The following is a 15,459-nucleotide window of genomic DNA, read 5'->3' on the forward strand; positions in this document are numbered from 1 at the left end:
TTTTTAATCAAATTCTTGCATTTGATGAAATTGATCGTTTATTAGATGCCAAAGCCTTTTCAAATTTTGCACGCTACACTAAAGACGGTAAACAACCTGTAAAAGAAATCAAACGCCGTGCCGATGGCACACCTACTGAAAATCTGATTATTAAAGGCAATAATTTGATTGCACTTCATTCACTTGCTACGCAGTTTCGTGGCAAAGTGAAGCTGATTTATATCGATCCCCCCTACAACACAGGCAACGATGGTTTTAAATATAACGATAAATTCAACCATTCTACTTGGCTAACTTTTATGAAAAATAGGCTAGAAGTCGCTCGGGAATTATTGGCTGATGATGGTGTGATTTTTGTGCAATGTGATGATAATGAGCAGGCTTATTTAAAAGTTTTAATGGATGAAATTTTTGGTAGAGAAAATAGTAAAGTTACATTATATGTTCAAGTAAGATTTGCTAATAAGACATTAAATGAAGATAACGATTATCAGAAAATAATTGAACATATTTTTGTATATTCCAATACAAATTATAGACCTAATAAAGATAAAATTGAATATTCATATGATTCTTTCTGTTATGAAATTAAGGAATTAGAAAAAGGTAAAACTGAAATTATTGGTGGTAGAGAAGTTATTATTTTTAAACCGCATCAATATAGAATAGATAAAGTTAAACCACATAAAAATGCCTTAAAAGAAACATGGGCAACGGGTTCATTAGTTAAACAAGGTGGTTCAGCAGCTGAATTTTTACATTTATATCTTAAAGAACGTAAAGATAAAGATGGATTAGGTGTTTTATATAAAGTGATTGGAATGGGAACAAAAGGAGATGGTTTAGGATACAGATATATTACGGGTCCCAAACAAGCAACAGCTATAAATGGTAAATTTTATACAGGAATCCCTATTGAAAAACAATGTTCTAATGAAAATGCAAAGACCATTCCAATAAAAAATTTATTAAAAGATGAAGATATCTATATAGATAATTTTTGGGATTACAAAGATAGTTTTGGAAATTGTAGAACCCAAGGCGGAGTGGCTTTTAATGGTGGGAAAAAACCAGAACAATTACTAAAAAGAATTATTGAAATAGCAACCAATGAATCCGACATCATCCTAGACTACCATTTAGGCAGCGGCACAACCGCCGCTGTTGCCCATAAAATGAACCGTCAATATATCGGCATTGAGCAAATGAATTATATCGAAACACTTGCTGTTGAGCGTATAAAAAAAGTGATTGATGGCGAACAAGGCGGTATTTCTAAAGCCGTCAATTGGCAAGGCGGAGGCGAATTCGTGTATGCGGAAATCGCACCATTTAACGAAACGGCAAAACAACAGATTTTGGCTTGTGAAGATTCAGACGGCATCAAAGCTTTGTTTGATGAGTTGTGTAATAAATATTTCTTGAAATACAACGTCAGCGTAGCGGAGTTTACTAATATTTTGCAAGAGCCTGAATTTGCACAATTATCACTTGATGAACAAAAACAAATGATATTGGAAATGTTGGATTTAAATCAAATGTATGTATCGTATTCTGAAATGAATGATGAACAATACAAAGACAGCTTGAGCGATGAAGATAAAGCATTGAATAAGCAATTTTATCAAGACGGAGATAAAGAATGAGCAAAACGTTATTTGATGTGATTGAAAATCGCAAAGCCATTTACATGGAAGATGGCGATGAAAGTAAATTCAAGCTACCTGAATTTATCACTGAGAATTTGAAATATGGCTTATTTGAATGGCAAAAATCCGCACTAGAAAATTTCTTGATTTTTGAACGCATTGCCATATTGAAAGATTTCCCTGATATTAAAAATCGTCCCACACATTTGCTGTTTAATATGGCAACAGGGGCAGGTAAAACGCTGATGATGGCGGCACTCATTTTGTATTATTTTGAAAAGGGTTATCGCCATTTTCTGTTTTTTGTGAATCAAAACAATATTGTTGATAAAACAGAAAACAACTTTACCGATTCCAACCATGCAAAATATTTGTTTAAGGAAAAAATTTTGCATAATGATGATGTTATCCAAATTAAAAACGTGGATACGTTTAGCCCCAATCCAAACGGAATTGAAATTAAATTTACCAGTATTCAAAAGCTATATAACGATATTCACACAGAACGCGAAAATCAAACAACATTGGCGGATTTACATAAGCTGAAGATTGTGATGCTGGGTGATGAAGCACACCATTTGAACGCACAAACCAAAAAGGGGAAATCAGCAGAACTCGATTTGGATAAGGAAATTACAGGACAAACCAGTGAAGCGGAAATTGAACGCAAGGGCTGGGAGCATATGGTTTTAGAGTTATTGCTGAATAAAAACGGTAATCCTAGTGAAAATGTATTGCTGGAATTTACCGCTACGCTACCTGAAAACACGGAAGTGCAAGAAAAATACTGTGACAAAATCATCACGAAGTTTGATTTAAAAGATTTTTTGAGTAAAGGTTACACCAAGTCGATTAACTTGGTTTCTTCCACTTTTGATAAAAGAGAACGTGTATTGCACGCTTTGTTTTTTGCCTGGTATCGCCATCAAATTGCATTGAAATATGGGATTGCAAATTTCAAGCCTGTGATGCTGTTTCGCAGTAAAACGATTGATGAGTCCAAAGCGGATTATCGAGAATTTTTACAATGGGTACAGCATATTCAAGCAGCGGATTTTGCATTTTTAAATCGACTTTCAGATAACCTAAAAACAGACGAAAACGAAAATGAACAAGGCAAAACACGCACCGAGCAAGCATTGACATTTATGCGTGAACAAGGCTTAGAACACAGCAATATTGCTGATTGGATTCACCAGTCGTATCAAGCACATAATGTGATCATAACCAACTCTGAAACCAATAAAACAAAAAAAGAAAAAACCGATGAAGCAACAGAAAAATTGTTGAACAATTTGGAAGCGGCAGATAATCCCATCCGAGCTATTTTTACTGTTGATAGATTAACCGAAGGCTGGGACGTATTGAATTTGTTTGATATTGTGCGTTTGTATGAAGGGCAAAATGGCGGTGGTACAAACAAAAAAGCAGGAAAAACAGCATCTGCAACAGTTTCAGAAAAGCAGTTAATCGGGCGTGGTGTACGTTATTTTCCTTTTATGTTTGAAGATAAATTACCCAATAAGCGTAAATTTGATGAAAACCAACAACACGATTTGCGTGTGTTGGAAGAATTGTTTTATTACACGCACGATGAAAAATCTCGTTATATTTCTGAATTAAAGGCGGAATTACGTAAAGATGGTTTCCTGCCTGAAAATACAGATAAGGTTTTAGTCAAAATTGGATTGAAAGAAAAATTTGCACAAGATGAAAGTTTTAGAAACATTCTGATTTGGGTAAACGAAAAAAAAGCCAATCCACATGCGAAAGCCCATAATGCGGATAGCTTGAAAGCTAATCTACAAACGTTGTCGTTTACCACACACGGCAGTCAAATTTTGCTGGAAACTCAATTTAAAGCCGATGAAAAAGATGAACAATCCCAACAAATTGGCAAACAGACTGCATTTACCCAAATAATCAAAGTTTCAGAAATGGATAGGCATATTTTCAATAAGGCGTTGCATATTAAAGGAAAAAAGGCAAATTCTTTGTTTCATTTTAACCAGTTGCAAACTAAGCTGAATATTGCCAGACGTGATGAATTGCAAATGGATTTACTCAAAGATTGGAAGATTGAATTTTTGGGTTTAGACGAAAGTAAAAACATTAGCCCTGCTGATAAGTTACAGGCTTGTTTGATGGTGCTGGATAAAGTTGAAACCCATTTAAATCAAAGCGATAAGCCATTTATAGGAACAACCGAATTTACGCCTAAAAACTTGTGGAAAATTTTTGGCAAACCAAAACAGAAATGGGTTGAAAAATCCCAAATTAAACAATCTGTTATTCAAAAGTATGATTGGTATGTAATGGATAACTTTATCGGCAACGCTTTGGAAGAAAATTTGATTACCTTTATTGCCAATCAATTGGGTAATTTGCAAACCAATTATGATGTAAGGTTAATTCGCAATGAAGAAGTGTTGAGATTAGCCAATTTTGATGATGGCGAGGGTTTTATGCCTGATTTTATTTTGTTGTTGAAAGATAAAAATCGATCTCAAAGCCATCAAACTCATGGCTTATTACATTATCAAATTTTTATTGAACCAAAAGGAAATCATTTACTAGAAGCAGATGCTTGGAAACAACAGTTTTTGAATAAGATTACCAATAAATATGGTAAAGATAAAATTTTGCGTCGCGATACACCGCATTATCGTTTGATTGGCTTGCCCTTTTTTGCTGATAAAGAGAAAAGTCCTGAACAATATGAAAAGTTCAAGCAGTTATTTCCCATCGGCTAATTAAAATCATAAAAATCAAAGGGCTGTAGTAGATTAGCAACAATGCTATACTACAAAAATGAAGGTAACATATTGTAAATTAAAGAAATCCATACAGAAAAAACTGCTTGGGTTTTTTGTCGCAGAAGTTACTGCAAGAACAGCAGCAAATTTGCTAGATATTCAACCGAATACAGCCGCTTTGTTCTACCATAAAATCAGGCTTGTGATTGGCTATCATTTATCCCTTGAAGTTAACGAGATTTTTGAGGGGGAAATTGAACTAGACGAAAGCTATTTTGGTGGTCATCGAAAGGGAAAACGAGGACGAGGAGCGGCTGGAAAAGTTGCTGTTTTTGGGTGACTAAAACGACAAGGAAAGGTATTTACTGTTGTGGTTGAAAACACCAAGAGTGAAACATTACTCCCTGTTATTAAAAGAAAAATCAAGCCTGATAGCTGGGTTTATACGGACACTTATCGCAGTTATGATGCGCTTGATGTGAGTGAATTTCACCACGAACGAATCAATCATTCCGAGCTATTTGCGGTGAAACAAAATCATATTAATGGCATTGAAAATTTTTGGAATCAGGCGAAGCGGATACTGCGAAAATATAATGGAATTAACCGAAAAAACTTTCCTTTATTCTTGAAGGAATGTGAATTTCGGTTTAACTTTGGGACACCAAAAGAGCAGTTAAAAATATTGCGAAAATGGTGTGAAATTTAGGGCTAATCTACTACAGCTCCAAATCAAATTATTTTTAAATGAGATTACAAGAAAGATCGGAATATTTTCATCGCTAACAATATATAAAGCAATTTTATTAATTACCTAGAATCAGAAAGAGCGTTCCTCGAACGCTCTTTACTGGTGTTGCCTTTATCAACGGATTGTTAAAACACAGCCTTTTATTCAAAAGTTAGCTATTGCAACTTTCACAAGCTGCAGTAAACATCCACACTAATTTTTCTTGCTCTTTGATGTAGTCGCTCATTTGTGAAGCGGTGCCTTCATCATCTGCATCAGCGGCTAAGGCTAAGATTTCACGTTGTTGTTTTAACAAGGTTTTGAAACCACTTAATGTGCCACTTAAACAGTCTTGCGCTGCACTCACGCCTGTATGTTCTTTGATTAAAGATTTGGTTAAATACTCGCTGAACGCATTGCTTGGCGTGTAGCCTAACGTCAAAATACGCTCTGCGATTTCGTCCACTTTCACCACTAAATCATCATAAATTTCCTCAAATTTTGCGTGTAATTCAAAGAAGTTTACCCCTTTAATGTTCCAGTGATAACCGCGCACGTTCATATAAAATACTTGATAAGTCGCAAGTAAATTATTGAGTTCTTGTGCTAATTTTTCTGAAGTCGCTTTGTCTAAGCCGATATTTGTTGCCATAGTATGTTCTCCTCTGTTTTGTTGGAAATATAATAGGGATTAATCCCTTACAAATAAAATGGATATAAATGATAGATTTAATAGTTTAAAACTATTCATCACAAATCCATTGATAGCTTTAAGTTTTCAGCCAGTTAGCAATTAATGCCTTGCCCTGTTCTGAAATATAGGATTCTGGGTGAAATTGTACGCCAAAAATTGGCAAATGGCGATGCTGCATTGCCATAATCACATCGTCTTCGCAAGTGGCAGTAATCTCCAATTGTGGCGGAAAATGCTGCTGTGAGACCGCCCACGAATGATAAAGCCCAATTTGAAATTGCGTAGGCAAGCCGAAAAATAAGACAGAATTTGACCGCACTTTGATTTGCTTTGCCTGCCCGTGTCGCACCTGCGGCAAATTATACAAGGTTGCACCAAAAAACTGGCACAGGGTTTGATGCCCAAGGCAAACGCCCAAAATTGATTTTCGATGCTGATAGCGCTCCAACATCGCAAACAGTTGTGGATAAGCACTCGGCACATCAGGACCGGGGGAAATCAAAATATGGCTGAAATTATCCACTTCATCAAGATTTAGCTGTTCCACATTCACCACAGAAAACGGCACGTCAAATTGACGAATTAAATCCACTAAATTATAGGTAAAAGAATCGTGATTATTGATAATTAATAAATTTGTGTTCATTCTGAAGATTTTCTACAATGCTGGCATTTGATTATCTTACTTGATTAGCCCTTTTTATGCTATTGAATGACTTTATTTCGCAAGCCAACCAACTAGGAAACCAGCGAGCGCCCTTTTTCTTTTTGATTGATTTTGAACAGCAAAAACCTGTTATTTGCCCCCTTGCACAATGCGCTGAACAAGGTATTTGGTTTGAATTTGCCAGCCAAAATAATCTTGCAACGGCACAAAAAGCAACCCTAAAACAGCCCTTTAAGCTAGAAAAATTTCCCATCGATTTCGCCACTTATCAGCAAAGCTTTGAGATTGTGCAACAGGCGTTACAGCAAGGAAATTCCTATTTGCTTAATCTCACTTACGCCACGCCGATTGCGATAAATTACGATCTCAATACGCTGTTTTATGCCACGCAAGCGAAATATAAGCTCTTGTTTAAAAACGAGTTTGTCTGTTTTTCCCCTGAGCCTTTCGTGAAAATCGCGCATAACCAAATTTTCACTTACCCAATGAAAGGCACGATTAACGCCAACTTGCCTGATGCAGAGAAGCAATTACTCAATTGTGAAAAAGAGCAACGGGAACATTACACCATTGTGGATTTAATGCGTAATGATCTGGCTATCGTAGGGCAAAATGTGCAAGTAAAGCGTTTTCGTTATTTAGAAAAGATTTTCACCGAACGTGGTGCGATCTGGCAGACAAGTTCAGAGATTTGTGCCGACCTTAAGAAAAACTGGCAAGCCAACATCGGCACAATACTCAGCCAGCTTTTACCCGCAGGCTCAATCAGCGGTGCGCCGAAAGAAAAAACCGTTGCCACCATTCAACAAGCGGAATTAGCACCACGGGGCTATTACACTGGCGTGTTTGGCATTTTTAACGGCGAAAGCCTAGAAAGTGCGGTGGCCATTCGCTTTATTTCTCAGCAAAACGGAAACTATGCTTTCCACAGTGGCGGCGGCATCACCATTCAAAGCAGTGCCTCACAAGAATATCAAGAATTGTTAGAGAAAATTTATGTCCCTCTTAAATTTCAGCAAGGAACAAAATGATGAATTTTCCCCTGTTTGAAACCCTGTGCATTGAAAATGGGCAAGTGCAAAATCTTGCCCTGCACCAACAGCGTTATGAAAACAGCCTGCGTGAATTTTATGTAGGACAATCTTATGAAATTTTTTCCCTCGCAAAAATTCTGCAAAAAAACACCGCACTTTGGGCAAATCTTCAAAGCCCGATTATCCGCTGCCGTATCGACTACAACGCCACGCAATATCACCTGCAATGTTTTCCCTATCAGCGTAAAACCTACCAACGCTTCCAGCCTGTGATTTGCGATGACATTGACTACCACCTGAAATACAGCGATCGTGCTATCTTCAACGAATTGCTAAAACAAAAAGGCGATTGTGATGAGATTATGATTATCAAAAATGGTAAGGTAACGGATTGCTCCATTGGTAATCTTGTGTTACGCCAAGGCTCACAATGGTTCACCCCCGACAGCCCCTTATTAATCGGTACCCAACGCACCGCATTACTGCAACAAAATAAAATCAAAGTGCGGTCAATTTTTCTCGCTGATTTAGCTGATTATGAGGAAATTAGACTGATTAATGCGTTAAATCCGTTGTGAGTTTTTAACCGTTCTTTTGATGATTTGTGTAGGGGCTAGGCTGTGTGCCTGCTCGAATGGGGGGAAATGTCGGGCGGACACATAGGTCCACCCCTACGCACTAAAGCCCCTTGAATCTGTTGTTGTTCACTGTAAAAAGTGCTAGGATCGGTTCAATATTCGTTCAAGTTTATTAGAGAGAAGCCAAATGTTTAAAGAAAAAGGTTATGATGAATTTTTAGCAGAAAAAATCCGCCGTGCTGATGAAGATTTTAAAGCGGGGCGTGTTTTTACCCTTGAGCAAGCCAATGCAAAATGGCAGGCAACGATTGAACGAAAAGCAGCAGAACTCGCCGCACAAGAAGAAGCTCTGCTCGGTGGAGCTTATGACTAATATCATTTTATCTGATTTAGCCCTCAATGACATCGATGAGATTTTAGCCAGTGTTTATGAATTTACTGGTTTTATTTCCACGCCACAAAAATTACAGCAAGAATTTAACAAAACTTTTGAACTTATCGCCTTTATGCCACAAGCTATCGGTCGAATGCGCAATGATGGAACGCGCGAAGCCTTTTGCCGTGGTTATCGTATTGTTTATGATATTTTAGGCGATGAAGTGCATATCAAAACCATTATCCATAGTCGCAGGCTTTATCCACGTCCTTAATAAGCTCTTTATATAAATAGATTTTCCTTTCAGTTTTCGGCAAGATTACATAGAATAAAACCATCTTTTCATTCAATAAAAGGAAATAAAATGACAAAAATTATTCATACCGAAAAAGCGCCAGCGGCGATTGGGCCTTATGTACAAGCGGTGGATTTAGGCAATTTAGTACTAACTTCTGGGCAAATTCCGGTTAATCCTGCAACAGGTGAAGTGCCGGTGGATATTGTGGCTCAAGCACGCCAATCTTTAGAAAATGTTAAAGCCATTATTGAGCAAGCAGGTTTAACTGTGGCTGATATTGTGAAAACGACGGTTTTTGTTAAAGACTTGAATGATTTTGCTACTGTAAATGCAGAATATGAACGTTTCTTTAAAGAAAATAATCACCCTAATTTCCCTGCTCGCTCTTGTGTTGAAGTGGCTCGATTGCCAAAAGATGTGGGTGTAGAAATTGAAGCCATTGCGGTGAGAAATTCCAAAGGATATGGAATTTCTATCTGTAGATAATAATCACAAAAAATAACGGTATTATGTAGCAGTTGCACAAAACCAAAACTTGAATAATTAACCGTTGAAAAGAAAGCCTTTAGCTTAATGATAAGTTAAAGGCTTTCTGATTTAAAGGATATTGAAAAATATAACTCACTTAAAAAGAAACATCGTCATCGAAATCCCAAACAGGATTTTCCATTTCAGTAGAAGATGTCTTTTTAGATGATTTTTTACTGACAGAATCTTTTTCCCATAACAAATCTTCCATTACTGGTGGATAGGCAACATTTGCCCTTGCTACAAAATCCGATTGGGTGAGATATTTTCTGATTCGAACCGAGCATCGTAGATTACGTTCATCTTCTGCAAAACTCACTTCAATATCTGAGATATTTGGACTTTCATCGCTCTCTGATTCAGAGAGGTTAATTCTAAACACAGCAAGCACAACTTGATTATCCGCAATTTCATACGCCCCATAAAAAGTAAAGAAATCCGAAGGTAGTCGTTCAACATGTTTCGCCATTGAGCTTAAATCACTAAATAAAGACATGTAATTACGCTCAAAGCTCACGTTAGAATAAAGCAAAGCAATCCCTTGCATAAACGCTTGAAAATGCTCGTAAGACATTTTAGTAAGGTTTGTATTGATTCTTTTTTCAGTCATTTTGTATTCCTCTTTGTTGCAATGTTACGCTGCATTTAGGTAGCGTGAATCGTTTGAAGCAGTCAGGCTTGCTAAACCAAACAAGGCTTCGGCTTTTTTATTACCTTGCTAATACCCTATAAAATCTCGTGATGGCAAGGTGTTTAAGCAACATTTTAGTAATTGCTCAAATTTCTCTTTTACACTTTTTCGGCGATTATCTTCTCGCCACGCTATTTCATTTGCATAAAACATCAGATATTTATTGTTCATCTTATGATAGACACCTGTAATTGCTCGCCGTAGCCGTGCGAAAAAGGATTCGGCTAGGTTATTCGTTACGCCGTCAATCGAACAGTACTCTTTCGAATGGTTTACTCGCCATAAATCATAATGAAAGGCTAAACTGTCGTAAGCAGAGTTTTCATCAGCATGAATGGTACTATTTGGCTTGACTAGACGTTGCGTTAAATGAAGTATATCTTGCGTATTTTCTTCTTTGATTAAGGCTACAATACTTCTATCAGCCCCTTTCATCACTTCTTGATTAGCGGCACGTTGACGGAATACCAATACACAAGATTTATCTGCACGCTGATAACGTTTCTTTCATCTATCAATACGTTTATGGAGAAAGTTTTTAGGACGAATGTAGTTGTTCATGTAAGCGCCATCAATATGAACTTCGCCACTTAAATGTGTTAAATCTTTGGCTTTATCAAGCGATTCACGAAATTTATGTAGCAATACCCACGCTGTTTTATATTGCACGTTGAGCTTGTGTGATAGTGTAATAGCAGATAATCCTTTGCTTTCAGTCGAAAAATAGAAAATTGCCAATACAATTTTACGCAAAGAAAGTTTTGCACCTTGAAAAATAGTGCCTGCTGTAATAGAAAAACGATGTTGGCAATGTTTGCACTGCCATTGTTTACGAGTAGAAATGAAATAGGCGTGGTGGCGAGTATGGCAATGCGGACAAATAACATCGTTTATTTCATCTACATTACCCCATCGAGCTTGTTTCAATAGCTGAAAAATCTCGTCATCAGACAAGCTCACCAAGCTATCCATAGATAGCTGGCGTGCTGTCGCTGATAACCGAAAATGTTGTGCCATAGAAACAAAAATCCCTTCATTAAAACTCTGAAATTTCCAAGCCTTTTTAGGCTTAAAAAACAAAGTCATAATGAAGGGACTATTCTCGGTGGGCAAAAAGATATTATTTTATAGGGTGCTTGTCAAGCGTTTTCTTTTGTCAAGTGCTTTTTGAAATTTTCTGCATTTTTGAATATAGCGAGTGCCAAAAAGGTCTTAGTTCTGTCAAGAGAAATTTTTTGACAAGTTTAATTGATGATATTTTAAACACCTTGAGTGATTATCTTAAGTGGCTTATTCTATAATTTAGACGTACTACTTTGGAGGATTTTATCAGGATTTTCCCAACGGTTTGCTTTCAAAAGTTGGAAGGCTTCATCTTCACTTAGACGGAAGATATGTTTAAGGGATAATGTTTTAGATTTGCTTGAAAGTAAGTAATGATCCATAAGTATTCCTTGTGTGTACAAGGTACTCAAAGCTAAACGCTAGACATAAAAAATCGCCCACTCGAATATAGGAATGGCGATTTAACCCTTTTAAAACTGTATAAGTTATGAGGTATGTAGATCACAATTTTGTGATTGCTATCATACAATAGTTTTTTCTGTAATGTTCTTATGCATATTCATTTATCCATCAACCAAATTTGGAAAGTGTTAAATTTGAAATTTGAGTACTAATATCTTTTCCCAAATTAGCAACAATGATAGCTTGTATATCAGCATAAGAAATATCTCGATTATTAGAAATAATATTATTGTATAAATACTCTGCTAATGTATCGGCTGTTATGAGAACTATATCTTGTGCTTCAATATCATAACGTACACTAGGTACATATCTTGGAGTAATAACAATAGTATAATTTGCACTAATTAAAGTTCTGTGGCGTTTTAATCTACCTGAATTAATCATACTTAATTTATTTTTTGTTGATTTAGCTTCAATAGAAAATTTTTCATTTATTGGCAAATACATACATTCAATATCTGTTCTGCCTGCTCCTGCTAACCATTGAGCTTCTACATCAATGAATAAATTAAAAGCTTCCTCAAGAATTTTCTCAAATTTGCCAGATGTGCTATTATCTGGATTCTTGGAATATTCTGTGATTAATTTAGGAATATTTAAAATATGAGATTCAAAAGAGATTGTTTCGCCAATTTCTGCTAAAAGAAGCTCTGGGTAAAAAGAATAAATTTCCTTAGTCACATCATTTGATTTTCGTTGACTATCAGATAATAAGATAGGGGTATCTAAAAAAGAATACTTGTTCAATAATTTATCAATAAAATTAGTCAAATTATCATTAATTTCTACATAGCCATTATTTGCCTTTCTTGCTGTTGGAGGTGATTTACTTCCATCTTTTTGAGGATGATAAAGTTTTTGCTCTATATCTCCATTATTAATTTTAAAAATGTGTAAGCTACCTAACAATGGCACAATGTAGTATTGCCACTCATATACAGATTTAACAACTTTATGTTGTATTTCTGATAATTCATTAAGTTTCTCATTCCAAGATTTTTTTCTAGAATTTAATATACTCTTGACTAGAAATTCATATTTGGCTTCATCTATAGATATTGTATGAATAATAATTTTATATACTTCATAATGATATAGCCTACCTTGTAGGCGTTTATCTAAAAGCAGTTTAAAAATTAATCTAAATGGATATAGTAAAAAGCATTCACTAGGCTTACTATATGGATGAGGAAACTGCATACTAATAAGCATACAAGAAAAAATTTTGCTTAATTTATCTTTATCATGTAGATATTTCAGGAAAAGATTTCCTAATGGACTAAAAATAAATTTATTTTCATCATTTATTCTATCTGAGTACCCAAACATAAAATAAGATAACCCATCTAATTTATGATTAATTGTGTCCAAAGGTTTATCACGTAAAGATTCTCTTGGATTATATAATTCAGATTCACTGAATATATCATACATCGCATCTTTATCTTTTTTTGAAACAGAAGATTTATTGCTTTTTAAATACAAAGCAACTTCAATTAATAGCTGAATATTATTAGTATGTTTTTTAAATATCCAAATTTGATCATCATTTAACATTAATATTTTCTCCATCAGGAAAACATATTGCTGAAAGTAATTTGGGTGGAATAGCCTCACCAATAATAGTTCTAATATAAGTCTCACTGGAGCCTGGTGGAAATTCTATATTTTCATCGATAGAACTCACAATGAAAGTTTCCAATAAACTTAACACTCTAGGATCAGAATAAGTACCGTCTAATTGTAATCTACCTGGGTGAATATTGTTATGTGAACTAATACTACCACTATATGTAGTTCTTGCTGGAGCTGGTTTATCCCATTCCATTCTTTTATAAGTATTGTGAAAACCTTTAATTCTTTCCCCATTATCTTTCTTTGGGTAAAAAATAGGATTACTAATAGCACTTGTTCCTGGTTTTGTATGACGGATAGCTTCTATGATAGATGGTTTTACATTAGGAGCAGAATGCCATTTGATAGATGAAACTTCCCCTGGTTCAAGCGGCGGTAAATGCCCTATTGCTCGCTGTAAAGAAATTTCTGCTTGTATAGTAGGTAGTTTCCACGTAATACCATATTTATACATTTTTATTATAGCTCTAGGTCTTGACTGACAAATTCCATAATCTTTTGCATTTAAAATAACAATATCAATTTGATATTTTGAAGCATATTTTATTTTTAGAATTTCTTCTAGAAGTAATAATTGTCCATTATATGGGAAATACATCTCAATGAATCTAGGAACATTCTCAATTAGGATAAAATCCAAATTAAGAACATCAATAAATTCAAATACTTCAAAAATTAGAAAATTACGATTATCTTTAATAAAATGATCTTGATGTTTATTTTTTCCTACTGAACTTAATCCTTGACAAGGTGGTGTTGCTAATAAAAATTTTACATTATTTTGTTGAGCGGAAAGAAGTATCTCACGTTTTAATTTTTCGTCTGAGATATCACCTTGAAACATTTTTGTTTCTGGATAAAAGAATTGATAAGTGTCCGCACGTTTTTTAAGTAATTCATTAGCAACAACAAAATTTAGATTTCCTTTATGGAGATCTAACTCACCAATTCCTGCACTAGAAAAAAGCGACATTGCATTAATTTTCATTAAATATTTCCCTAGTTATATTTTCTATAAGTAATGGAGGGATACATTCTCCAATGATCTGTCTAATCAATATTTCTGGAGTATCATCTGGGATTTCCCAATTATCAGGTAACCCTGTTAATCTCATTAATTCTAAAACAGATAATACTCTAGCATCAGAATATGTACCATCTAATAACGGTCTACCTGGATGAACATTACGTTGAGAGCTAATTGCATCATTACGAATAGTTATTGTTGGAGCTGGTTCATCCCATCGAATTCTACGATAACTAGAGTGATATCCTTTAACTTTTTCACCATTTGCTTTTCTAGGATAATGAACTAAATTCTCAAATGCTGATTTTCCTGTAGGAGTATGCTTCATCCACTCTATTTGTTGCTCTGTATGCCCCCTGCCATAATGCCATTTCAAACCTGAATGTTTACCTGACTCAATAGAAGGTAAATTGCCGATTGCTTGCTCCACACTTACTATGTTTTGTTTTAAAGGTAAATTCCAAATTGTTCCTTTTTTATTTAGCCTAATAATAGCCCTTTTTCTTCTTTGTGGCGTCCCATAGTCTGCAGCATCTAGAATATCAAAATGTATATGGTATTCGCTTCCAAACTCATCTTCTAAAATATTCTTAATAGGTGTTAATTTATTATCAATATAAAGCTCTAATTTTAATAAAAACGGAACATTTTCTATTAAAATATAAGCTGGCTTAAGTTTTTTTATCATCGCTATCACATACATAATGAGATAATTTCTGTTATCATTAGCCATATTACTAACATCTCGATTTTTTCCTGCTACACTCATACCTTGACAAGGGGGAGATGCAATTAAAAAATCTACTTGATTAGTAAGGGCAATATTTAATACTTTATTAAAAATACGTTGATCTCTAATATCCCCTATCACCATCTTATGGTTTGGATAAATTTTTTGATATAAATCAGCTCTTTTTTTTATTAATTCGTTAGCAACTATAATATCAATACCAACTCTCGATAAGAAATATTCTCCTATTCCTGCACTAGAAAAAAGAGATAATCCCATTATATTTTTTTTCATAAATAACCTATCTATATTTATCATGAAATTAATGATTAAATCTAATTACATACAATTTTATTTGTAGAATCTTGTCTATTATTTTGTGATCAAATTTTCTCGTTTTAGTTCTTCGAATTATTTACCATGAATATCACTTAATAACTTGAATGTACCACATAATTTTATTTATATTTAAATAGAGAGTAAGAGACAGTATAGATGTTGGATAATCCAAATACATTTAAGCTTTGCTTTGCTAA

The 15,459-nt window shown here is 34.9% G+C and carries 13 protein-coding genes and 3 pseudogenes; 8 read left to right on the forward strand and 8 right to left on the reverse strand.

Features of this window, described 5'->3' with window-relative positions:
* Positions 1-212 precede the first annotated feature (212 nt).
* The 3 genes and pseudogenes from ELZ61_RS03835 (at position 213) to ELZ61_RS03845 (ending at position 5,114) form a co-directional block, all read left to right on the forward strand.
* Complete coding sequence (locus ELZ61_RS03835; protein WP_197717474.1) at positions 213-1,646, forward strand: site-specific DNA-methyltransferase; 1,434 nt, start codon at positions 213-215, stop codon at positions 1,644-1,646.
* A complete protein-coding gene (locus ELZ61_RS03840; protein WP_126371571.1) occupies positions 1,643-4,402 on the forward strand; it encodes a DEAD/DEAH box helicase family protein in 2,760 nt (919 codons plus the stop codon). The genes ELZ61_RS03835 and ELZ61_RS03840 overlap by 4 nt, the downstream gene beginning before the upstream one ends.
* Positions 4,403-4,460: 58 nt before the next feature.
* Positions 4,461-5,114 (forward strand): annotated as a pseudogene (locus ELZ61_RS03845) (IS1595 family transposase).
* Between the two features lie 193 nt (positions 5,115-5,307).
* Here the strand turns inward: ELZ61_RS03845 and ELZ61_RS03850 are convergent.
* Together ELZ61_RS03850 and ELZ61_RS03855 are read right to left on the reverse strand one after the other, a co-directional pair.
* Positions 5,308-5,787 (reverse strand): Dps family protein, encoded by a 480-nt coding sequence (locus tag ELZ61_RS03850; protein WP_103853920.1) that lies wholly within the window; start codon positions 5,785-5,787, stop codon positions 5,308-5,310.
* A 118-nt stretch (positions 5,788-5,905) separates the two neighbouring features.
* Entirely contained in the window at positions 5,906-6,475 is a 570-nt protein-coding gene (locus ELZ61_RS03855; protein WP_126371573.1) for an anthranilate synthase component II, read from the reverse strand.
* Positions 6,476-6,531: 56 nt separating this feature from the next.
* On the opposite strand from ELZ61_RS03855, the gene ELZ61_RS03860 reads away from it, so the two are divergent.
* From ELZ61_RS03860 to ELZ61_RS03880, 5 genes are all read left to right on the forward strand, one after another.
* Positions 6,532-7,527 carry an aminodeoxychorismate synthase component I gene (locus ELZ61_RS03860; protein ID WP_126371575.1) on the forward strand — a complete coding sequence of 332 codons (996 nt, stop codon included), beginning with the start codon at positions 6,532-6,534 and terminating at the stop codon, positions 7,525-7,527.
* The gene (locus tag ELZ61_RS03865; protein WP_126373575.1) at positions 7,527-8,108 is read left to right on the forward strand and encodes an aminotransferase class IV family protein; all 582 of its coding nucleotides are present in this window, start codon (positions 7,527-7,529) and stop codon (positions 8,106-8,108) included. Before ELZ61_RS03860 ends, ELZ61_RS03865 begins: the two co-directional genes overlap by 1 nt.
* 187 nt (positions 8,109-8,295) lie before the next feature.
* Positions 8,296-8,481, forward strand: a complete 186-nt coding sequence (locus tag ELZ61_RS03870; RefSeq protein WP_126371577.1) for a hypothetical protein — start codon at positions 8,296-8,298, stop codon at positions 8,479-8,481.
* On the forward strand, positions 8,474-8,758 hold the full coding sequence (locus tag ELZ61_RS03875) for a type II toxin-antitoxin system RelE/ParE family toxin (protein ID WP_126371579.1): 285 nt from the start codon (positions 8,474-8,476) through the stop codon (positions 8,756-8,758). Before ELZ61_RS03870 ends, ELZ61_RS03875 begins: the two co-directional genes overlap by 8 nt.
* A gap of 90 nt (positions 8,759-8,848) precedes the next feature.
* Positions 8,849-9,268, forward strand: a complete 420-nt coding sequence (locus ELZ61_RS03880; RefSeq protein ID WP_126371581.1) for a RidA family protein — start codon at positions 8,849-8,851, stop codon at positions 9,266-9,268.
* A gap of 139 nt (positions 9,269-9,407) precedes the next feature.
* On the opposite strand, the gene ELZ61_RS03885 is transcribed toward ELZ61_RS03880, so the two are convergent.
* The 6 genes and pseudogenes from ELZ61_RS03885 to ELZ61_RS03910 all read right to left on the reverse strand — a co-directional run bounded on the left by ELZ61_RS03885 (position 9,408) and on the right by ELZ61_RS03910 (position 15,217).
* Positions 9,408-9,920 (reverse strand): hypothetical protein, encoded by a 513-nt coding sequence (locus tag ELZ61_RS03885; protein WP_126371583.1) that lies wholly within the window; start codon positions 9,918-9,920, stop codon positions 9,408-9,410.
* 24 nt (positions 9,921-9,944) lie between these two features.
* Positions 9,945-11,018 (reverse strand): annotated as a pseudogene (locus ELZ61_RS10850) (IS1595 family transposase).
* A gap of 305 nt (positions 11,019-11,323) precedes the next feature.
* Positions 11,324-11,446, reverse strand: a pseudogene (locus ELZ61_RS03895) (IS1595 family transposase); the annotation flags it as partial.
* A 190-nt stretch (positions 11,447-11,636) separates the two neighbouring features.
* Positions 11,637-13,088 carry a restriction endonuclease gene (locus ELZ61_RS03900; RefSeq protein WP_126371585.1) on the reverse strand — a complete coding sequence of 484 codons (1,452 nt, stop codon included), beginning with the start codon at positions 13,086-13,088 and terminating at the stop codon, positions 11,637-11,639.
* Positions 13,078-14,154 carry a DNA cytosine methyltransferase gene (locus tag ELZ61_RS03905; protein ID WP_126371590.1) on the reverse strand — a complete coding sequence of 359 codons (1,077 nt, stop codon included), beginning with the start codon at positions 14,152-14,154 and terminating at the stop codon, positions 13,078-13,080. The genes ELZ61_RS03900 and ELZ61_RS03905 overlap by 11 nt, the downstream gene beginning before the upstream one ends.
* Entirely contained in the window at positions 14,144-15,217 is a 1,074-nt protein-coding gene (locus ELZ61_RS03910) for a DNA cytosine methyltransferase (protein WP_126371592.1), read from the reverse strand. Before ELZ61_RS03910 ends, ELZ61_RS03905 begins: the two co-directional genes overlap by 11 nt.
* Positions 15,218-15,459: the final 242 nt, after the last annotated feature.

The organism is Avibacterium volantium, from assembly GCF_900635775.1.
Taxonomy (GTDB): domain Bacteria; phylum Pseudomonadota; class Gammaproteobacteria; order Enterobacterales; family Pasteurellaceae; genus Avibacterium; species Avibacterium volantium.